Annotated in this window: 16 protein-coding genes and 1 pseudogene; 13 read left to right on the forward strand and 4 right to left on the reverse strand. The window is 68.3% G+C overall.

The genetic code is table 11. The features are described from left to right. Positions 1-142 precede the first annotated feature (142 nt). Positions 143-2,386, forward strand: a complete 2,244-nt coding sequence (locus HWX00_RS08485) for a TonB-dependent receptor (protein WP_244131156.1) — start codon at positions 143-145, stop codon at positions 2,384-2,386. Positions 2,387-2,467: 81 nt separating this feature from the next. On the opposite strand, the gene HWX00_RS08490 is transcribed toward HWX00_RS08485, so the two are convergent. Then, positions 2,468-3,427 carry a LysR substrate-binding domain-containing protein gene (locus tag HWX00_RS08490; RefSeq protein WP_069704478.1) on the reverse strand — a complete coding sequence of 320 codons (960 nt, stop codon included), beginning with the start codon at positions 3,425-3,427 and terminating at the stop codon, positions 2,468-2,470. 184 nt (positions 3,428-3,611) lie between these two features. Here HWX00_RS08490 and HWX00_RS08495 point away from each other — a divergent pair, with 184 nt between their 5' ends. From HWX00_RS08495 to HWX00_RS08505, 3 genes are read left to right on the forward strand one after another with little or no spacing between them, the layout of a single operon-like run. Then, on the forward strand, positions 3,612-4,733 hold the full coding sequence (locus HWX00_RS08495) for a M20 aminoacylase family protein (protein WP_175028529.1): 1,122 nt from the start codon (positions 3,612-3,614) through the stop codon (positions 4,731-4,733). A 46-nt stretch (positions 4,734-4,779) separates the two neighbouring features. Beyond that, positions 4,780-5,562: an ABC transporter substrate-binding protein gene (locus tag HWX00_RS08500; RefSeq protein ID WP_175028507.1), complete on the forward strand. Its 783-nt coding sequence runs from the start codon at positions 4,780-4,782 to the stop codon at positions 5,560-5,562. Between the two features lie 51 nt (positions 5,563-5,613). Continuing rightward, on the forward strand, positions 5,614-6,798 hold the full coding sequence (locus tag HWX00_RS08505) for a porin (protein WP_124670089.1): 1,185 nt from the start codon (positions 5,614-5,616) through the stop codon (positions 6,796-6,798). A 44-nt stretch (positions 6,799-6,842) separates the two neighbouring features. Here the strand turns inward: HWX00_RS08505 and HWX00_RS08510 are convergent, their stop codons facing one another. Then, positions 6,843-7,862: a zinc-dependent alcohol dehydrogenase family protein gene (locus HWX00_RS08510; protein ID WP_175028508.1), complete on the reverse strand. Its 1,020-nt coding sequence runs from the start codon at positions 7,860-7,862 to the stop codon at positions 6,843-6,845. 127 nt (positions 7,863-7,989) lie between these two features. Between HWX00_RS08510 and HWX00_RS08515 the strand changes: the two genes are divergently transcribed. The 7 genes and pseudogenes from HWX00_RS08515 (at position 7,990) to HWX00_RS08545 (ending at position 14,727) form a co-directional block, all read left to right on the forward strand. After that, on the forward strand, positions 7,990-8,943 hold the full coding sequence (locus tag HWX00_RS08515; RefSeq protein ID WP_059559717.1) for a LysR family transcriptional regulator: 954 nt from the start codon (positions 7,990-7,992) through the stop codon (positions 8,941-8,943). Between the two features lie 8 nt (positions 8,944-8,951). Beyond that, positions 8,952-9,374: pseudogene (locus HWX00_RS08520) on the forward strand (SDR family oxidoreductase); the annotation flags it as partial. Positions 9,375-9,510: 136 nt separating this feature from the next. After that, positions 9,511-11,469 carry an arylsulfatase gene (locus tag HWX00_RS08525; RefSeq protein ID WP_049031087.1) on the forward strand — a complete coding sequence of 653 codons (1,959 nt, stop codon included), beginning with the start codon at positions 9,511-9,513 and terminating at the stop codon, positions 11,467-11,469. A gap of 16 nt (positions 11,470-11,485) precedes the next feature. Further along, positions 11,486-12,535, forward strand: coding sequence for a formylglycine-generating enzyme family protein (locus tag HWX00_RS08530; protein ID WP_034188374.1), 1,050 nt, complete (start codon positions 11,486-11,488; stop codon positions 12,533-12,535). Beyond that, entirely contained in the window at positions 12,532-13,344 is an 813-nt protein-coding gene (locus tag HWX00_RS08535; protein WP_175028509.1) for a MetQ/NlpA family lipoprotein, read from the forward strand. Before HWX00_RS08530 ends, HWX00_RS08535 begins: the two co-directional genes overlap by 4 nt. Further along, positions 13,338-14,324, forward strand: coding sequence for a flagellin N-methylase (locus HWX00_RS08540; RefSeq protein WP_175028510.1), 987 nt, complete (start codon positions 13,338-13,340; stop codon positions 14,322-14,324). Before HWX00_RS08535 ends, HWX00_RS08540 begins: the two co-directional genes overlap by 7 nt. Positions 14,325-14,400: 76 nt before the next feature. Further along, a complete protein-coding gene (locus tag HWX00_RS08545) occupies positions 14,401-14,727 on the forward strand; it encodes an antibiotic biosynthesis monooxygenase family protein (RefSeq protein ID WP_034188371.1) in 327 nt (108 codons plus the stop codon). 10 nt (positions 14,728-14,737) lie between these two features. Here HWX00_RS08545 and HWX00_RS08550 read toward each other — a convergent pair whose 3' ends face one another. Both HWX00_RS08550 and HWX00_RS08555 read right to left on the reverse strand, forming a co-directional pair. After that, positions 14,738-15,565 (reverse strand): hypothetical protein, encoded by an 828-nt coding sequence (locus HWX00_RS08550; protein WP_175028511.1) that lies wholly within the window; start codon positions 15,563-15,565, stop codon positions 14,738-14,740. A gap of 155 nt (positions 15,566-15,720) precedes the next feature. Continuing rightward, positions 15,721-16,653: a LysR family transcriptional regulator gene (locus tag HWX00_RS08555; RefSeq protein WP_175028512.1), complete on the reverse strand. Its 933-nt coding sequence runs from the start codon at positions 16,651-16,653 to the stop codon at positions 15,721-15,723. 206 nt (positions 16,654-16,859) lie between these two features. Here HWX00_RS08555 and HWX00_RS08560 point away from each other — a divergent pair, with 206 nt between their 5' ends. Beyond that, the gene (locus tag HWX00_RS08560) at positions 16,860-17,633 is read left to right on the forward strand and encodes a putative hydro-lyase (protein ID WP_034188369.1); all 774 of its coding nucleotides are present in this window, start codon (positions 16,860-16,862) and stop codon (positions 17,631-17,633) included. Between the two features lie 84 nt (positions 17,634-17,717). Next, entirely contained in the window at positions 17,718-19,016 is a 1,299-nt protein-coding gene (locus HWX00_RS08565) for an MFS transporter (protein WP_034188368.1), read from the forward strand. The last annotated feature ends 53 nt before the right edge of the window (positions 19,017-19,069 follow it).

Raw genomic sequence — 19,069 nt, forward strand, 5'->3', positions numbered from 1 at the left:
GCTGGCATCCGAATTGCATTAGAGAACCCGTGCGTAGCGCGCACATGCGTTCAACCGATCAAACAGGATGACTCATCGATGTTCAGGAAAAAACTAATCGTCACCGCGCTGGGGGGGACTGCTGACGGGCGGCGCCGTATCGTTGCCGGCGTGGGCAGAAGATGGCGCGGCGGCGGGGACGCCGGACGCGCAGCCGGCGCAACAGGCACCGGACGATGCGACCGCGCCGAAGCCGGCGCGTGCGAGCCGCGGCACGGCCGCACGAGAAACGAACCTCGGCACGGTGACCGTGACGGCGCGCCGGCGCAAGGAAAGCATCCAGGACGTGCCGGTCGCGGTGAGTGCGCTGAGCGGCGATGCGATCAAGAACAACGAACTGCGCGTGATCAACGACGTGACGAAGTACGTGCCGAACTTCACCGGGCAATCGACCGAGGGCCGCGAGCGGCCGCGCTGGTTCCTGCGCGGGGTCGGCAGCAACGATCCGTCGGACCTGTCGTTGAGCCCGATCGGCGTGTACTTCGACGACGTGTACATCAACAGCGTGTTCGGGCAGGGTTTTCCGCTGTTCGACCTCGATCGCATCGAGGTGCTGCGCGGGCCGCAGGGCACGCTGTGGGGCAAGAACACCGTGGGCGGTGCGCTCAGCATCACGTCGCAGAAGCCGACCTTCGATGTGAGCGGCTATGGCAAGCTCGGGATCGGCCAGTACAACAGCCGGCTCGCGGAGGCCGCGATCGGCGGGCCGATCGGCAAGAACGACGTGCTGGCCGCGCGCGTGTCGGTGTATCACGAGAATGCCGACAGCTTCTACACGAACACCGTTCAGCAGGGGCGCTTCGGCGGCTTCCACGACAATGCGGTGCGCTTCCAGGTGCTGGCCGTGCCGACGTCGGACACCGACTTCCTGTTCAACATCCACGGCCGAAACTATACGGGCGGGGGCAATGCGTGGCACGCGGAAGGCGCGGGGCCGCGCGGCACGAACCAGTTCGGGTTCGTCGGCTCCACCGATCCGTACACGGTGTCGCTCAATGCGCCGTCGAGCGATCACATCTCGACCTGGGGCACGTCGCTCACCGCGCACTGGCGCATCAACCCGGCCGTGACGCTGACGTCGATCACCGCGTTCGAGGGGCTGCACCGCTGGTACCAGGACGACGAGGATTATTCGGCATTCGACGCGGCGCGCTCGCACGACCGCCTGTCGAGCCGCCAGTTCTCGCAGGAATTCCGGCTCGAATCGCCGCAGGGCGACCGGCTGAGCTGGCTGGTCGGCACGCACCTGTTCACCGAGCAGCTCGCCGAGCAAGGCGCGGGCGGCAGCCCGAGCAGTTCGCCGTCGCCGGCGTACTACCACCTGACCGATCTCTCGCAGCACACGCAGAGCGCGGCGATCTTCGGCAGCATCAAGTACCGCTTCACCGACCGCTTCAACGTGACGGGCGGGCTGCGCTACACGGTCGAGCGCAAGACCATCAACCTGACGGGGCTGCAGGGTACCGGTAACGTGACGTTCAGCGATCCGAACAGCTGGTGGTCGCCTTCGTCGGTGTCGTCGCCGCTCGCGGTCAGCGCGCAGCAGAACCAGACCAACACGTGGCGCGCACCGACCTGGGACCTGACGCCCGAATATGCGCTCAGCAACAACGTGCGCGCGTATTTCCGCTACGCACGCGGCTTCCGTTCGGGCGGCTACAACGGCAACGCCTATACGCAGAGCACCGTGTCGACCGTATCGCCCGAGTACCTGACCGATTACGAGGTCGGCATCAAGAGCGAGTGGTTCGACAAGCGGCTGATCGTCAACGCGAGCGTGTTTCATTACGACTATCGCGACATCCAGGTATTCGCGCTCGCACCGAACCCGTTCGGCGGGCCGCCGGTGTCGACGCTGTCGAACGCGGGGCAGGGACGCGCGGACGGCTTCGAGCTGGAGCTGAAGGCGCAGCCGGTCAACAGCCTGTACCTGTTCGCGAACCTCGGGATGCTGAACACGCGCTACACGGAATTCCGCTACGTGCCGACGGCCGTCGGCAATTCGTTCGCGCGTTCACCGCATACGACGCTGAACGCGGGCTTCGACTATCGCGTGCCGGTGCCGTTCGGCACGCTGACGGCGGGCGGCGACGTGAACTACCGCAGCCGCGAGTATTTCAGCGCGACGCGGCAGACGATGCCGCAACTGTGGCAGGGCGGTTACACGGTGCTGAACGCGCACGTGTCGTACACGACGCCGAACCAGAAGTACATCGTGACGGGCTACGTGACGAACCTGACGAACAAGGTCTACAAGAAGCTCGAGCTGTTGCCGTCATATGGTGCCTATCCGGTGCTGTACGGCGATCCGCGCACGGTCGGAATCACGCTGACCGCGAAGATCTGACGGGTGGCGCATGCCGCGGTGCTGGCGCGTGGCGCGCCGGGCCGCGGCAGGTCGCGGGGTCTGCCGCGACGGCGCACGCCGTCAGATCAGCAGCGATACCGTCCTGAACAGCGCGAGATCCTCCTTGCGCGCCGAGCGCGCGTGCCGGCGGATCACGTACAGCAGGCATTCGATGAAGCAGCGTGCGGCATCGCTCAGCGTGCTGCTGCGGCGCGTGACGATCCCGAGGTCGCGCGGCTCGAACGTTTCCGTCAGCGTCAACGGCCGCATCCGTCCGCCGAACGGCGGTACCGCCGCGAGGATCGTCGGGCACCACGTGCACATGTCGGCCTGTTCGAGCATCGTCTGCAGCATCGCGACCGACTGCGCGCGCACGATGCGCCGCTCGTCGATCCGCGCGCCGTGGCGCGTGAACAGGTAGTCGACGAGCGCGGCCTGCCCGTCGGCCGCGAAATTCAGCACCCAGTCGTGGTCGAGCAGATCGTGGATCGACCGTGCGCGTTCGCGCGGATGGCCGGCGCGCACCATGACCGCCGTGTCGTAGCGCAACATTGGCTCGAACGCGAATTCCTGCGTGCCGCCCGGCTGCACGTGTCCGAGCGCGAAGTCCATGCTGCCGTCGCGCAACAGCGGCTGCGCAACGGCCATCAGCGCTTCGTAGAGTTCGAGTCGCACGTCGGGCATCCGCTCGCGAAAACGCAGTACCGTTTCCGCGAGGAACGTCACCGTGAGCCACGGTGTGACGCCGACGCTCAGCCGGCCCTCGACGCGGCCGCGCATGCGCTCGAGATCGCTCCGCGCATGCTCGAGCTGCTTCAGCACGAGCTTCGCATGCGTGAGCAGCGTTTTCCCGTAGTCGGTGAAGCCGATGCCTTCCGGCGCACGCACGAGCAGCGGCAGGCGCTCGCTCGCTTCCAGCTCGCGCAGCGCACGCGTGACGGCCGCTTGCGACAGCCCGAGCGCGCGTGCCGCACCACGGATGCTGCCGGCCTCCGCGCTCGCGACGAGTGCCTGCAACTGATGCAGCTTGATGGTGCTCATGACGCGATACCCGACAACGAAAGGTTGTCATCATAACGAAACCGCGGCTGTTCGCCTGGATTTTCGCTGCATACGATCCGGTCACGATCGATCATTCGGGCGATCGGCAACCGGAACGTGTCAGGGGGAATCAGGGTTGGAACGGAACCATATCCATCCGGAAATATCGGCGATCGAGGCGGAGATGATCGCGCTGCGGCGCAGGCTGCATGCGCATCCGGAGCTCGGCTTCGACGAGCATGCGACGAGCGCCATCGTCGCCGATTGCCTGACAACATGGGGTTATCAGGTCACGCGCGGGCTCGGCGGCACCGGCGTGGTCGGCACGCTGACGCGCGGCCCCGGGAAACGGCTCGGGTTGCGCGCGGACATGGATGCGCTGCCGATCCGCGAAACGACCGGGCTGCCGCATGCGAGCCGGCATGACGGCGTGATGCACGCGTGCGGCCACGACGGCCATACGGCGATGCTGCTCGCGGCGGCCCGCTGTCTTGCCGGGCGGGCGCGCTTCGCCGGCACGCTGAACCTGATTTTCCAGCCGGCCGAGGAAGGGCTCGGCGGCGCGAAGCGGATGATCGACGACGGACTGTTCGTACGATTTCCGTGCGACGCCGTGTTCGCGATGCACAACGTGCCAGGCTTGCCGGTCGGTGTGCTCGGTTTCTGCGACGGCCCGGCGATGGCGTCGGCCGACGAGGTGCGCGTGCGCGTGATCGGGCGCGGCGGGCACGGCGCCGCGCCGCATACGACGATCGACCCGGTGGTCGTGTGCGCGTCGATCGTGATGGCGTTGCAGACGGTCGTGTCGCGCAACGTGAATCCGCAGGAGCTGGCGATCGTTTCGGCCGGCTCGATCCACGCGGGAACCGCATCGAACGTGATTCCGTCCCACGCGGACCTGACGCTCAGCGTGCGTGCGTTGTCGCCGGACGTACGTGCGCTGCTGGAGCGGCGCATCCGCGAGATCGTGCTCGGACAGGCCGCGAGCTATGGCGCGACGGCCGAGATCGACTACCGGCACGACTATCCGGTGCTCGTCAATCACGCGGTGCAGACGGCCTTCGCGCGCGAGGTGGCGCGCGAATGGGGCGGCGATGCGGCGCTGATTCCGCATCTGCGGCCGATCGCGGCGAGCGAGGATTTCGCATTCATGCTGGAGGAATGCGCCGGCAGCTACCTGTCGATCGGCAATGGCGACGGGGCGTCCGGATGCGGGCTGCATCACCCGGGCTACGACTTCAACGATGCCTGCCTCGCGACGGGCGCGAGCTACTGGATCGCACTCGCCGAGCGATATCTCGGATGACGCGGCCGCACGATTTCGATTCACGATTCACACAAGGAGACAGGCAATGAAACAGTGGATGGCGGTACTCACGGTCGCGCTGGCGGCAGGCGCGGCGCATGCCGGCGACTGGACGGGCAGGGAGATTCGGCTCGCGGTCGATCCGACCTACCCGCCGCTCGAATACAAGCTGCCGGACGGCACGCTGACCGGCTTCGGGATCGACATCACGAACGCGTTGTGCGCGGAACTGCATGCGCGCTGCGTGTGGGTCGAGTCGAGCTTCGACGGGATGATTCCGGGGCTGCTCGCGCGCAAGTTCGACGTGATCGCGTCGTCGATGACGATCACGCCGAAGCGGATGCAGCAGATCGCGTTCACGAACCGCATCTCGAACGCGCCGGCGCGGCTGATCGCGCGCAAGGGCTCGCCGCTGCTGCCGACGGCCGAATCGCTGAAGGGCAAGCGCGTCGGCGTCGAGCAGGGTTCCGCGCAGGCCGACTATGCGGCCGCGAACTGGCAGCCCGCGGGCGTGCAGATCGTGTCGTACCCGAACCAGGACCAGGTGTATGCCGATCTGGTAACCGGGCGGCTTGACGCGGCGTTCCAGGCGTCGATCGCGGCCAGCGACGGGTTTCTGAAAAAGCCGCAGGGCAAGGATTTCATGTTCGCCGGCGCGCCGATCGACGACGTGAAGTACTTCGGGCAGGGCGACGGCCTCGGATTGCGCAAGCAGGACAACGACCTGCGCGACGCGTTCAATCGCGCACTCGCGACGATTCTCGCGAATGGCACGTACGGGAAGATCAACCGGAAGTATTTCGACTTCGACATCCACGGCGCGAAGTAAGCAGCGGCGTACCGAAAGGACGCATTCTAAAAATATCAATAAGGATGGCGAATGAACTGGAGATCGATTGTTGTCGCGCTGCCGGCGCTGTGCGCGGCGCCCGCATTTGCGCAAGGCAGCGTGACGCTGTATGGCCTCGTCGATGCAGGCATCGACTATACGAACAACGTCGGCGGCCATGGCGCGTGGCAGATGGCGAGCGGCTTCGCGCAGGGCAGCCGCTGGGGGATGAAGGGGACGGAGGATCTGGGCGGCGGCTACAGCGCGCTGTTCCAGATCGAGAACGGCTTCAACGTGAACAGCGGCACGCTGGCGCAGGGCGGCCGCCTGTTCGGGCGCCAGGCCTACGTCGGGCTCGGCAGCACGCGTTTCGGCACGCTGACGCTCGGCCGGCAGTACGACTCGGTCGTCGACTATCTCGCGCCGACGACCGCGAACGGCAGTTGGGGCGTTTATCCGTTCTCGCATCCGCTCGACAACGACAACACCGGCAACACGTTCCGCACGAACAACACCGTGAAGTATGCGAGCCCGGACTTCTCCGGCTTCTCGTTCGGCGGCACGTACAGCTTCAGCAACGACCCGGGCTTCGCGAACAACAGGCAGTGGAGCGTCGGCGCGCAGTACGAGCAGGGCGGGTTGCTCGTCGGCGCGGCCTTCCTGAACGCGGACAACCCGGGTGCGACGTCGGGTGGCGCGATCGCGGGCTCCGGGGCGGTCGGCGCGGATGCGAACTTCGTGTCGGCGCGGCTGCGGATCTTCGGCGCGGGCGTCAACTACACGGCAGGGCCCGCGACGATCGGATTCGCGTACACGAACAGCAACGTCACTCGACCGACCGCGAACGTCGGCTACCTGTTCGGCGACGAGACGATCGAGCCGTCGACCGGGCCGCTCGCGGGCGGCACGGTGACGTCGATCAAGTATCAGAACTTCGAGATCAACGGCAAGTACCAGTTCACGCCGGCGTTGTTCGTCGGCGCGCAATACGTGTACACGACGGTCCGCTACGACGCGACCACCGGCACCGCGAAACCGAAAATCCATTCGTTCGGGCTGATGGCCGACTACAGCCTGTCGAAACGCACGGACGTGTACCTGACGGGCGCGTACCAGCGGGTTGCCGGCGATGCGACCGGTTCGTCGCTGGATCATGCGTATATCCCCGGCGCGGCCGATCTGTCGTCGAACGGAAAACAGTTGATGGTGCATGCGGGGATCCGTCACAAGTTCTGACGGAACCGGCGGGAACGCAGGCGGCCGCCCGCCGCCTGCGTTGCTTACGACGCGACGCGGATCACGACTTTCCCGAAATGCTGCCCCGACTGCAGGTACGCATACGCCTGCGGCGCTTCGTCGAAGCCGAACACGCGATCGACCACCGGCTTGATGCGCTTCGCATCGACGAGCCGCACGACGTCGTCGAGCATCGCGCGGCTGCCGACCATGAACCCGTGCAGTCGCCGGACGCCGCCGATCAGCGACAGCAGCCCGAGTTCGGGCCCGCCGAAGCTGCTGAGGCCGCCGATCACCGACACGATGCCGCCCATCTTCGCCGCCGCCACCGAGCGCGGCAGCGTATCGCGGCCGCCGACTTCGACGACCAGATCCGCGCCCGCGCCGTCGGTGAGCCGCAGCACCTCGTGTTGCCACTCGGGCGTGGCGCGATAGTTGATCGTTGCGTCCGCACCGAGTGCGCGGGCGCGTTCGAGTTTCGCGTCGCTCGACGAGGTCACGATCGTGCGCAGCCCGGCCGCATGCGCGAGCTGCAGCGCGATGATCGACACGCCGCCCGTGCCGAGCAGCGCGACGGTCGCGCCCGGCGCCAGTCCGCCGTCGACGAACAAGGCGTTCCACGCGGTGATGCCCGCGCACGACAGCGTCGCGGCTTCGTCGTAGTCGAGATGAGGCGGGATGGCGACCAGCGCGGCTTCGTCGGACACGAAACGTTCGGCGAGCACGCCGTCGAAATGGGAACCGGCCGATCCGGAGACTTTCTGCGGCGTGACCGGCCCGTCGATCCAGCGCGGGAAATACGTGTTGATCACGCGATCGCCCGGCTTGAACCGCGTGACGTCGCGGCCGATTTCGACGACTTCGCCGGCGCCGTCCGCGACCGGGATCAGTGCTTCCGTGCCGATGCCGAGGTAGTCGCCGCGCGCGAACATCAGGTCGCGATAGTTCAGCGAGGCCGAGTGGATCTTCACGACGACGTCGGTCGGCCCGACCGGGCGCTGCGTCGCGTCGATGCGCCGGAGCCCGGCAATGCCGTCGCCCGGTTTGATTTGCCATGCATGCATGTTCGCTCCTGTTCAGAGATAGTCCGGACTATCATAGTGTTGCGCCGGGGGACGCATTGGCGAGAATTTGGCCAATGATTGTCGCCAGTGCGGACACAAATCAGCCATTCCACCGGAGCGGACTTGCATGGATGAGCGGTTGAGGGGCGTTGCCGAATTCGTCGACGTCGTGGAGTCGGGCAGCTTCGCGGCGGCGGCGCTGCGCCTGGGCATGACGCGCTCGGCCGTGGCGAAGATCGTCGCGCGGCTCGAGCAGCGTCTCGGCGCGCGGCTCCTGCAGCGCACGACCCGCCAGATCGGGTTGACCGACGAAGGGCTCGTCTATTACGAGCAGTGCCGGCGGCTGCTGGCCGAACTCGGCGAGACGGAAGCCGCGCTCGACGCGGGCCGCCGCGAGCCGGCCGGGCGCGTGCGGATCAGCGTGCCCGTGCTGTTCGGCCGGCAATGCGTGGCGCCCGTCGTGCGGCGCCTCGTCGAGCGTCATGCGCGGCTCGAAATCGACATGTCGTTCAGCGATCGCGTGGCCGACCTCGTGAACGACGGTTTCGACATCGCGGTGCGCATCGGCGCGCTGGCCGACACGAGCGCGCTCGTCGGGCGGAAGCTGGGCGTGCAGCGCATGGGCATTTGCGCATCGCCCGCGTATCTCGGCCGGCACGGGCGGCCGTCGGGGCTCGACGAACTGGCGTCGCACGTCGGCATCGCGTATTCGCGCGGCGGGCAGCCGACGCCGTGGCGGGTCATCGGCGCGGACGGCGCCGTGCACGATCATCGTCCGGCCGGCCGCCTGAGGTTGGACGACCTGCTGGCGATCGCCGATGCCGCCGCCGCCGGGGCGGGCCTCGCGTGGTTGCCGTGCTGGCTGATGGCGCCGTATGTCCGTGACGGCCGTCTCGCGCTCGTGATGGACAGCGACAGCGTGTCGGGTGCCGAGGTGTACGCGGTGCGGCCGGCATCGCGCCACGTGCCGTCGAAGGTGCGGGTGGTCGTCGACGCGCTGATGGACGAGATTCCGGGCATGCTGGCGTCCGATGACGCCGATGGCGAGCGCGTGCCGCAGCGCGGCGCCCACGCTTCGTAGCGGCCCCGCACGTCCGGGCGGCGATCCAGGTCACGCAGCACTTTGCCGACGCGATGAAGGCGCGCGGCTACGGGCGCATCGTCAACATCTGCAGCCGCGCGATTTTCGGCAGCCTCGATCGCACCGCGTATTCCGCTGCGAAGAATGCGCTGGTCGGCTGCACGCGCACCTGGGCGCTGGAACTGGCCGAGCATGGCGTGACCGTCAACGCCGTGGCGCCGGGCCCGATCGAGACCGAACTGTTCCGCCAGACGCGGCCGGTCGGCAGCGAAGGCGAGCGCAAGGTGCTCGCGACGATTCCCGCCCGCCGGCTCGGCACGGCCGACGACGTCGCGGCGGCGGTCGCATTCTTCCTGTCCGACGAAGCCGGCTTCGTCACGGGGCAGGTGCTGTCGGTGGACGGCGGCGGCAGCCTCGGCGGGCGCAGCTGAAGCAGGGCGGCGCGATACGTGCCGGGCGGCGCGCGTCGCATATTCCTGCATCCCGTTAGCATGTGACGAATCCGACTTTGGCCGCCGCGCGCGCGCGGCTAAGATCGCCGATCCCGTAGATCGAGCGTCAACAATAATGAAAAAGTCCGCGTCGCCGTTGCATGCTTTCCGTTTCCGTGTCGTCTGTGCCGCGATTGCCGGCGCGGTGTCGCTCGCCTCGTGCGGCGGCGTCGACAGCAATTCGCCGCCGCCGCAGGCCAACACGACGCCGCCGCAGGCCGCGAAACGCCCGAACATCCTGTACATCATGGCCGACGACCTCGGCTATTCCGACATCCATGCATTCGGCGGCGAGATCAACACGCCGAACCTCGACGCGCTCGTCGCATCGGGCCGCATCCTGTCGAATCACCACACGGGCACCGTCTGCGCAATCACGCGCGCGATGCTGGTGTCCGGCACCGATCACCATCTCGTCGGCGAAGGCACGATGGGTGTGCCGACCGACGAGCGGCGCGGCTTGCCCGGCTACGAGGGCTACCTGAACGACCGCGCGCTGTCGTTCGCGCAACTGCTGAAGGACGCCGGCTATCACACGTATATCGCGGGCAAGTGGCACATCGGCTCGGGGATCGTCGGCAGCGCGACGGGCAGCGGGCAGACGCCCGACCAGTGGGGCTTCGAGCGCAGCTATGTGCTGCTCGGCGGCGCGGCGACGAACCACTTCGCGCACGAGCCGGCCGGCTCGTCGAACTACACGGAAGACGGCCGCTACGTGCAGCCGGGCCAGCCCGGGCAGCCGGGCGGTACGGGCGGCAGCCCGGCCGTGTTCTATTCGACCGACTTCTATACGCAGAAGCTGATCTCGTACATCGATTCGAACCAGCGCGACGGCAAGCCGTTCTTCGCGTATGCGGCCTACACCTCGCCGCACTGGCCGCTGCAGGTGCCCGAACCCTGGCTGCACAAGTATGCGGGCGTGTACGACGCCGGCTACGACGCGATCCGCAACGCGCGGATCGCGCGGCAGAAGGCGCTCGGCCTGATTCCCGCCGACTTCAAGCCGTTCGACGGCCTGCCCGAAACGACGGCCGCGTCGCCCGCGACCGCGAACAACGGCACCGCGAACGCGAAGTACATCAGTGCCGTGCATTCCGCCGCGGACGGCTACAGCGATTACGGCCCCGGCAAGGTCGACAAGCTGTGGTCGAGCCTGTCGCCGGCCGAGCGCAAGGCGCAGGCGCGCTACATGGAGATCTACGCGGGGATGGTCGAGAACCTCGACTACAACATCGGGCTGCTGATCCAGCACCTGAAGGACATCGGCGAATACGACAACACGTTCATCATGTTCCAGTCGGACAACGGCGCGGAAGGCTGGCCGATCGACAGCGGCGCGGACCCGACGGCGACCGACACCGCGAACGCGCAGGAACCGGTCTATTCGGCGCTCGGCACCGACAACGGCAAGCAGAACGCGCAGCGCCTGCAGTACGGGCTGCGCTGGGCCGAAGTGAGCGCGGCGCCGTACCGGCTCACGAAGGGCTATTCGGCCGAAGGCGGCGTGTCGACGCCGACGATCGTGCGCCTGCCGGGCCAGTCGCAGCAACTGCCGACGCTGCGCGCGTTCACGCACGTGACCGACAACACGGCGACGTTCCTCGCGATCGCGGGCGTCACGCCGCCGTCGCAGCCGGCGCCGCCGCTCGTCAACACGCTGACGGGCGTCGACCAGAACAAGGGCAAGGTGATCTACAACAACCGCTACGTGTACCCGGTCACGGGCCAGTCGCTGCTGCCGGTGCTCACGGGCTCGGCGACGGGCGAGGTGCACACCGCGCCGTTCGGCGACGAAGCATACGGCCGCGCGTACCTGCGCAGCGCCGACGGCCGCTGGAAGGCGCTGTGGACCGAGCCGCCGCTCGGGCCGCTCGACGGTCACTGGCAGCTGTACGACCTCGCGTCGGATCGCGGCGAGACGACCGACGTGTCCGCGCAGAACCCGTCGGTGATCAGCACGCTCGTCGACCAGTGGAAGACCTACATGAGCAACGTCGGCGGCGTCGAGCCGCTGCGTCCGCGCGGCTACTACTGATCGCGGGGACGACACGATGCGGTTCCGCTTCTGGACGACCGGCGCGGCGCTTGCCGCCACGTTGTTCGCCGCCGCGTTCGCGGTGGGCTATGCGAATTCGGCGGCGCCGGCAGGCGGCGCGTTCGACGACCTGAATCGCGGCCGCGCGCTTGCGCCGCTCGGTTCGGAACACCAATGCGAACGCTATTCGGGGCTGCCGGCGAAGTGGCGCGACGATCCGCAGGCCGGGATGGTGCACCTGCGCGGCGGCGCGTTCGTGTTCGGCAGCACGCGCGGCTATGCGGACGAGCGTCCGGTCGGCGACGGCCGCACGCGCGTCGGCGGCTTCTGGATCGACCAGACCGACGTGACGATCGCGCAGTTCGCCGCGTTCGTGCAGGCGACCGGTTACGTGACCGAAGCCGAGCAGCAGGGCGGCGCGGCGGTGTTTCATGTGCCGACGCGCGACGAGATGAATGCGCGCGACCTCGCGTGGTGGTCGTGGGTGAAGGGCGCGTCGTGGCGCCATCCACGCGGGCCCGGCAGCGACGTGGACGGGCGCGGCAACCTGCCCGTCACGCTCGTCACGCAGCGCGACGCGCTCGCGTATGCGCGCTGGCTCGGCCGCGACCTGCCGACCGAAGCGGAATGGGAATACGCGGGCAAGGCCGGCCGCGACGACGCATCGCTCGATGCGGCGCCGCGCGACGCGCGGGGCAAGCCGGCCGCGAATTACTGGCAGGGCGCGTTTCCGGTGCTCGACACGGCCGAGGACGGGCATGCGGGGCTCGCGCCCGTCGGCTGCTACGCGGCGAACGGGTTCCGGCTCTACGACATGATCGGCAACGCATGGGAATGGACGAAGGACGCGTACACGGGCCCGCACCAGTCGCATACGAACGGCGACACGGCGGCCGTCGCCCCGCCGACGCGCCGGCACGATACGCCGATGGTCATCAAGGGCGGCTCGTTCCTGTGCTCGCGCGATTACTGCGTGCGTTATCGCGCGTCGTCGCGCGAACAGCAGGAAGCCGATCTCGGGGCGTCGCATATCGGCTTTCGCACGATCCTGAGGGACGCGTCATGACGAAGGGTTTCGTGCGCTGCGTGGCCGTATGGCTGCTGGCCGCGTGTGGCGTCGCGCATCAGGGTTTGGCGGCGGCAGCCGACACCGTTGCGCCGGCGGTGCGCGTCGGCGTCACGCGCGGCGTGCATGCGCAGATCCTGGACGAAGTGAAGCGGGTTGCCGCCGCGCGCGGGCTGGGTGTCGACGTCGTCGAATTCGACGATGCGTCGCGCATCGACGCGGCGCTTGCCGACGGCCGGATCGATGCGGCCAGCTTCGAGGATGCGCAGCAGCTCGCGGCGACGCGCGCGCGCAAGCGCTACGCGCTGACCGAAGTCGCGCCGACCGTCACGCTGCCGATGGCGTTCTATTCGCGCAAGCTGAAAAGCCTGAACGAACTGCGACCGGGTGCGACGGTCGCGCTGCCCGCCGATCCGCGCGGGATGGCACGCGCGCTCGTGCTGCTGCAGAACGACACGCTGGTGACGTTGCGCGAACAGGCCGGCCTGCACGCGACGCTGCGCGACGTGACCGGCAACCGGCTCGGGCTGAAACTCGTCGCGCTGCGCCGCGACCGTCTGTATGCGGCGCTCGATACGGCCGCGTTCGTCGCGATCGACAGCGAGGACGCCGCCCGCGCCGGGCTGCAACCCGCGCGCGACAGCATCAGCCTCGAGGACGCCCGCTCGCCGTATGCGAACGTGCTGACGGTGCGCGACGCCGATCGCGCGAAACCGTGGGTCGCGCAGCTCGTCGCCGTGTATCACTCGGACGACGTCGCGCGCTTCATCCTCACGCGCTACCAGGATTCGGTGCGGCGGCCGTGGTAGAGACCTATTCGCTTGCCTGCCACGCATGCGGACGCTGCTGCAACAGCGCGCCGGCGCTGTCGTTGCGCGAACTGCTCCGGCATCGTCATCGCTTCGTCGGCGCGCTGACGATCCGTCGCGTGCCGAAGCGGCGGATCGGCGAGCGCTGGCGTGCGGGCGGGCGCGAGCACGTGCTCGATGCGGATGATGTCGCGGCGTCCGATGCGCTGGCCGACCGGCTGTTCCATCGTATCGGCGGCGTGAACGGCGAATGGATCGCGGTCACGCTGCAGGGCTACGACTATCCGTCGCTCGGCCGTTGCGCGGCGCTGGCCGACGACGGTCGTTGCAGCGTGCAGGCGAGCAAGCCGTCGATCTGCAGCGCGGTGCCGCTCGATCCGATGCTGCCGGACCGGTTGCAGTCGCGCGTGCTCGCCGCGCGGCGGGACGACGCGGCATGGCTGGGCGCGAACTGCATCGTCGAGGCGGGCGCCGCGCAGGCATCCGTCGACGCTGCATTCCCGATTCCGCTGGTGATGGCCGGGCAGGTCGCGGATCGCGCGGCGCTCGACGCACATCGCGATGCGCTCGCGTTCGAGCGCGCGGTATGGCGCGATGCCGTGTTCGCCGCGTTGAGCGATGGCGGGCAGGACGTGCGTCATGCGCTGTCGCGGCTCGCGCCGGGCGGCTACCTGACCGTGTCGATCGTGCCCGTGCTGCTGGCCGTCGCAGCGGTTTCCGCGCATTGCCGCGCGCTGTGCACCGACTTCATCGACGCGCAGCTTGCATTGATCGGTGCCAACATCGAAGCGGCGCTCGTCCGCCGGCGTGCCGACGACCGGCCCGCGACGCAGGAGTTGCGCGGTTTCGCGCAGGCGCTTGAACGCGCACGACACGCGCTGGCCGCGATGCCTTCGCCTGCTGTCGGAACGCGTGACGACGCGCCGCGCATCGATGCATGGCTCGACGACCGGCTCACCGCCGGCCCGCTCGCCGCGTAAGCGCCGCATGACGATCGCGGCACGCCGTGCGTGCCGTACACTTGGCGCTCTTTCAACCGTTCTCGATGGAGCGTGCATGTACGCGTCGACCTTCATTTTCCGTGCCGGGCGATACGACGACGAATTCCACCGGCTCGACCGGCAGATCGCCGACATGGCACGCGCGACGCCCGGCTATGTCGGCGAGGAAACGTGGGAGAACGCCGAAGCGGGGTTGATCCAGAACGTCTACTACTGGGAATCGGAGGCGGCGCTGCAGCAGTTGATGCAGCATCCCGCGCACCTCGAAGCCAAAGCGAAGCAGGCTCGCTGGCTCGACGGCTATCGCGTCGTGATTTCGAAGGTGCTCCGCGAGTACGGTGACGGCAAGCTGACGCAGCCGCACGCGGGGCAACCGGCGTAAGCGTCGCCGCTCAGGCGGTCGCTCCGGTTTCACCCGGCGTGGCCGGGTCGCCCGCCGTGCGTTCCCAGATCGGGAACGTCGCGTTCTGGATCGACGTCTGCGCGTCGACGACCTTGCGGTGATCGATGCCGGGCAGGTCGAGCAGCCGGTCGACCGCCGCCTTCGCGCCTTCGGCATCCTGCGGAAATCCGCACGCGAACTGCTTGCGCGTATCGAACAGGAGCCACCAGACGTCCGACACGAACGGGCCCTGGTCGTTGGTTTCGATCACGACCGCACCGAGGTCGGACAGCGCGATCCCGCGCGTTGCACCGGTCTGGTCGGTCGCTTCGATGCGCGTGCCGGCCGCCGTGACGGTCCAGCCCGTTTTCCGGCCGGGCGGGCGGGCCGGTGACGGCGCGGCGGCGACGGCCGCCACGGCCGCCGCACCGTCCTTCCGCTGGCGCCCGTCGATCCACGGCAACGCGGCGCCGCCCGCCATCGCCACGATCCACAGGTAGTATCCGGCGCCGAACGTGGTGATCTTTTCGTAGTTCGCGTCGGTCGGGATCGTGTGCCACCCGATCGCAAATACCACGACCACGGCGAGCAGCGCGGACACGGTGCGGTTCGGCCTGATCAGCGCGGCGATCAGCAGCGGATTGCCGAGCCACGCGAACTGCAGGTCGAGGATCGCGAGCCCGCCGAGCGCGAGCACCGTGTACCCGTGCCACCAGCTCACCGCGCCCGCGGCATTCGGCGGTTCGGCCGCGACGGGCAGCAGCAGCGACGCGACGTACAGCGCGACGATCACGGCGCGCGCGAGATTCAGGCGGGTGGAGGCGGAGCTGATCGGCATGTTGCCCTCTGGTCGTGCAGGAGCATGCGAAGCGATGAATGCCGGCCGGCCGTGCCGTCATTCTCGATGGAGGGCGCGATGGTGCGGACGCGCCGAAGGCGATTGTGGGCGATTCCCGCGGCGATGTCGAACGCGCGTCATCGGCCGCTGCAACGTCACAGCGCTTCGACCAGCAACCGCTTGCTCTTCTCGCAGTACTCGTGACACGCGGCCCGCGCGGCGATCGACGCGCCGTGCACGAATCGCGGTGCGTCCGCGCGCCGCGACATCGACACGACGATCGACGGCGGCGACGGCTGCAGCGGCAGCTCGACCACTTCGCCGCTCTCGATCAGCGCGTCGACGAACAGCACCGGAATCGCGGCAACGCCGAAACCGTCGCGCACCAGCTGCACGATCACCGAGATCGACGGCGAGCCGGTGATGCGCGTGTCCGACAGCGGCACGCCGTGCGCATGCGCGAGCGTGCGCACGATGTCCTCCAGCGCGCGATGGGGCGCGGTGCCGCGCCCGTACGTGAGGATCGGCTGGCGCAGCACCTGCCGCGCGAGGCCCGTGCGCGTGTTCGGCAGCAGCCCCGCGCGGGCGATCCAGCGCACCGGGTAGTTCGCGAGCGCGTCGCACACGACCGACGCCTCGTCGCTGCCCTCCACACGGATGATCAGGTCGAGCTCGCCGGCCATCAGCCGGCGCTGCAGCACGACGCTCACGTCGACGGTCAGGTCGATCTCCAGCTGCGGGTAGTCGGCCGCGAGCCGCCGCATGTAGTGCGGCAGCCAGCTGTGCACGACGGTCTCGATCACGCCGAGCCGCAGCTTGCCGCGCAGCGCGCTCTCGCCCGCAGCGGCCGCCTGCAGTTCCTGCGTGGCCTCGACCACGGCCTTCGCATAGCCGAGCAGGTACTCGCCGTTCGGCGTGAGCCGGAATTCGCGACTGTCGCGATCGACGAGTACCGTCTGCAGTTCGTCCTCGAGCGCCTTCAGGCGCTGCGAGATCGCGGCCGGCGTCGCATGCAGCGCGGCCGCCGTCGTGCGGAAGTTGCGCAGCTTCGCGAGCGTGACGAAGGTTTCGAGAAAACGCGTGTTCATGGCGGATCGGGCGAAGGGGCGATGCGCAGCTTGCCGCTGAGGAAAAGTGAACGGGACCGGGGGAAACCCGAGGGGGCGTTAAGAAATTCTATACAAGAAGTGCAAAAAAACTCGTTGGCGGTCAATTTTTTTCCTTTCTATTCTTCGCCGTAACCGATGACACATCACCGTCATCCCGACGACAACCCGATCCGCGACAGAACCTCATGACGCCTTCCGAATTCCGCCAGTCCGTGCGCAGCGGCGCATTCCGCGGCCCGACCGCCGGCCATTGCGGCCCGTTCGCGCAAGCGAACCTCGCGATCCTGCCCGACGCGTACGCGCACGATTTCCTGCGCTTTTGTCAGGCGAATCCGAAAGCCTGCCCGCTGCTCGGCGTCGGCGAACCGGGCGCGTTCCGGATCGACGCGCTCGGCGAGGATCTCGACATCCGCACCGACGTGCCGAGCTACAACGTCTACCGCGACGGCCGCCTGACCGAGCGCGTCGAGTCGCTGGAAGCGCTGTGGCGCGACGATTTCGTCGTGTTCGCGATCGGCTGCTCGTTCTCGTTCGAGGACATGCTCGCCCGCGAGGGCATCGGCCTGCGCCACGTCGAGGAGGGGCGCAACGTGCCGATGTACCGCACGTCGATCGCGAACCGCCGCGCGGGCATCTTCGGCGGCCAGCTGGTCGTGTCGATGCGGCCGATGCGCGGCGCCGACGCGATCCGCGCGGTGCAGATCACGAGCCGGTTCCCGGGCGTGCACGGCGCGCCGATCCATATCGGCCACCCGCGTGCGCTCGGCATCGCCGATCTGGACGCCCCCGAATTCGGCGACGCGGTGACGATCCGCGACGACGAACTGCCGGTGTTCTGGGCATGCGGCGTGACGCCGCAAACCGCGCTGATGGACGCGAAGCTGCCGATCGCGATCGCGCATACGCCCGGCCACATGTTGATGACCGACATCACGAACGCATCGCTGGCCGTTTTCTGAATTCAGGGGCCGATGGACGGCCCAAGCCCGATACCCCGCACGCCCGATCGCCATTCGAACGCGCATAACGACAGGAGCACCACCATGGAAAGCAAGACCCTCGCGGCACCCGCCGCGGAGCCCGCGAGCCGAGCGCGCAGCGGCCTGTTCTCGTGGTACGCGGACGCACAGTCGCGCGAGCGCCGCGCATTCTGGAGCTGCAAGGTCGGCTACATGCTCGACGGGATGGATACGCAGATGCTGTCGTTCGTGATTCCGACGCTCGTCGCGACGTGGGGCATCTCGCTCGCGGACGCCGGCTTCATCGGCACGGTCACGCTGCTCGCGTCGGCGGCGGGCGGCTGGATCGCCGGCATCCTGTCCGACCGGATCGGACGCGTGCGCACGCTGCAGCTCACGGTGCTGTGGTTCGCGGTGTTCACCGCGCTGTGCGGGCTCGCGCAGAACTACCACCAGCTGCTCGCGGCGCGTGCGCTGATGGGCTTCGGCTTCGGCGGTGAATGGACGGCCGGCGCGGTGCTGATCGGCGAAGTGATCCGCGCGCGCGACCGCGGCAAGGCCGTCGGGCTCGTGCAGTCGGGCTGGGCGATCGGCTGGGGGCTGTGCGCGCTGCTGTATGCGCTGCTGTTCTCGGTGCTGCCGGCCGAGCAGGCGTGGCGCGCGCTGTTCCTCGTCGGGCTCGCGCCCGCGCTGCTGGTCGTCGCGATCCGCCGCTACGTGAAGGAGCCGGACGTCTACGAGAAGGAGAAGGCCGCGCAGGCACAGGTGGCCGACGCGCCGCGCCTGACCGAGATCTTCGCGCCGAAGCTGATCACGACGACGCTGCGCGCGGCGCTGCTGACGACCGGCGCGCAGGGCGGCTACTACGCGATCACGACGTGGCTGCCGACCTTCCTGAAGACCGAGCGTCACCTCACGGTGATGGGCACCGGCGGCTATCTCGCGATGATCATCTTCGGTTCGTGGGTCGGCTACCTGACGAGCGCGTACCTGACCGACCGCCTCGGCCGCAAGCCGAACTTCATCCTGTTCGCGGTCGGCTCGATGGTGATCGCATTCGCGTACACGTCGCTGAACCTGACCAACGCGTCGATGCTGTGGCTCGGCTTCCCGCTCGGCTTCTTCGCATCGGGCATCTTCTCGGGGATGGGCGCGTTCCTCACCGAACTGTTCCCGACCCGCGTGCGCGGTTCCGGCCAGGGCTTCTGCTACAACGTGGGCCGCGCGATCGGTGCGCTGTTCCCGTTCCTGATCGGTGCGCTGTCGAAGCAGTACGGGCTCGGCACGAGCATCGGCATCTTCGCGGTCGCCGCGTACGGCGTGGTGATCGTCGCCGCGCTGACGCTGCCCGAGACCCGCGGCCGCGAACTCGACGCCGCGTAAGCGGCCGGGCGGCCCGCCCTTCGTCCTGCTTCCCCTTTCATCGAGACCGTGAC

This window comes from Burkholderia seminalis DSM 23518, assembly GCF_902832885.1.
GTDB lineage: Bacteria > Pseudomonadota > Gammaproteobacteria > Burkholderiales > Burkholderiaceae > Burkholderia > Burkholderia seminalis.

What these genes read in the sequence shown, in the direction of transcription:
- HWX00_RS08490 (WP_069704478.1), bottom strand. Translation starts at nt 3,427, where the DNA reads ATGAGCACCATCAAGCTGCATCAGTTGCAGGCACTCGTCGCGAGCGCG.
- HWX00_RS08495 (WP_175028529.1), top strand. Translation starts at nt 3,612, where the DNA reads ATGATCGCGCTGCGGCGCAGGCTGCATGCGCATCCGGAGCTCGGCTTC.
- HWX00_RS08500 (WP_175028507.1), top strand. Translation starts at nt 4,780, where the DNA reads ATGAAACAGTGGATGGCGGTACTCACGGTCGCGCTGGCGGCAGGCGCG.
- HWX00_RS08505 (WP_124670089.1), top strand. Translation starts at nt 5,614, where the DNA reads ATGAACTGGAGATCGATTGTTGTCGCGCTGCCGGCGCTGTGCGCGGCG.
- HWX00_RS08510 (WP_175028508.1), bottom strand. Translation starts at nt 7,862, where the DNA reads ATGCATGCATGGCAAATCAAACCGGGCGACGGCATTGCCGGGCTCCGG.
- HWX00_RS08515 (WP_059559717.1), top strand. Translation starts at nt 7,990, where the DNA reads ATGGATGAGCGGTTGAGGGGCGTTGCCGAATTCGTCGACGTCGTGGAG.
- HWX00_RS08525 (WP_049031087.1), top strand. Translation starts at nt 9,511, where the DNA reads ATGAAAAAGTCCGCGTCGCCGTTGCATGCTTTCCGTTTCCGTGTCGTC.
- HWX00_RS08530 (WP_034188374.1), top strand. Translation starts at nt 11,486, where the DNA reads ATGCGGTTCCGCTTCTGGACGACCGGCGCGGCGCTTGCCGCCACGTTG.
- HWX00_RS08535 (WP_175028509.1), top strand. Translation starts at nt 12,532, where the DNA reads ATGACGAAGGGTTTCGTGCGCTGCGTGGCCGTATGGCTGCTGGCCGCG.
- HWX00_RS08545 (WP_034188371.1), top strand. Translation starts at nt 14,401, where the DNA reads ATGTACGCGTCGACCTTCATTTTCCGTGCCGGGCGATACGACGACGAA.
- HWX00_RS08550 (WP_175028511.1), bottom strand. Translation starts at nt 15,565, where the DNA reads ATGCCGATCAGCTCCGCCTCCACCCGCCTGAATCTCGCGCGCGCCGTG.
- HWX00_RS08555 (WP_175028512.1), bottom strand. Translation starts at nt 16,653, where the DNA reads ATGAACACGCGTTTTCTCGAAACCTTCGTCACGCTCGCGAAGCTGCGC.
- HWX00_RS08560 (WP_034188369.1), top strand. Translation starts at nt 16,860, where the DNA reads ATGACGCCTTCCGAATTCCGCCAGTCCGTGCGCAGCGGCGCATTCCGC.
- HWX00_RS08565 (WP_034188368.1), top strand. Translation starts at nt 17,718, where the DNA reads ATGGAAAGCAAGACCCTCGCGGCACCCGCCGCGGAGCCCGCGAGCCGA.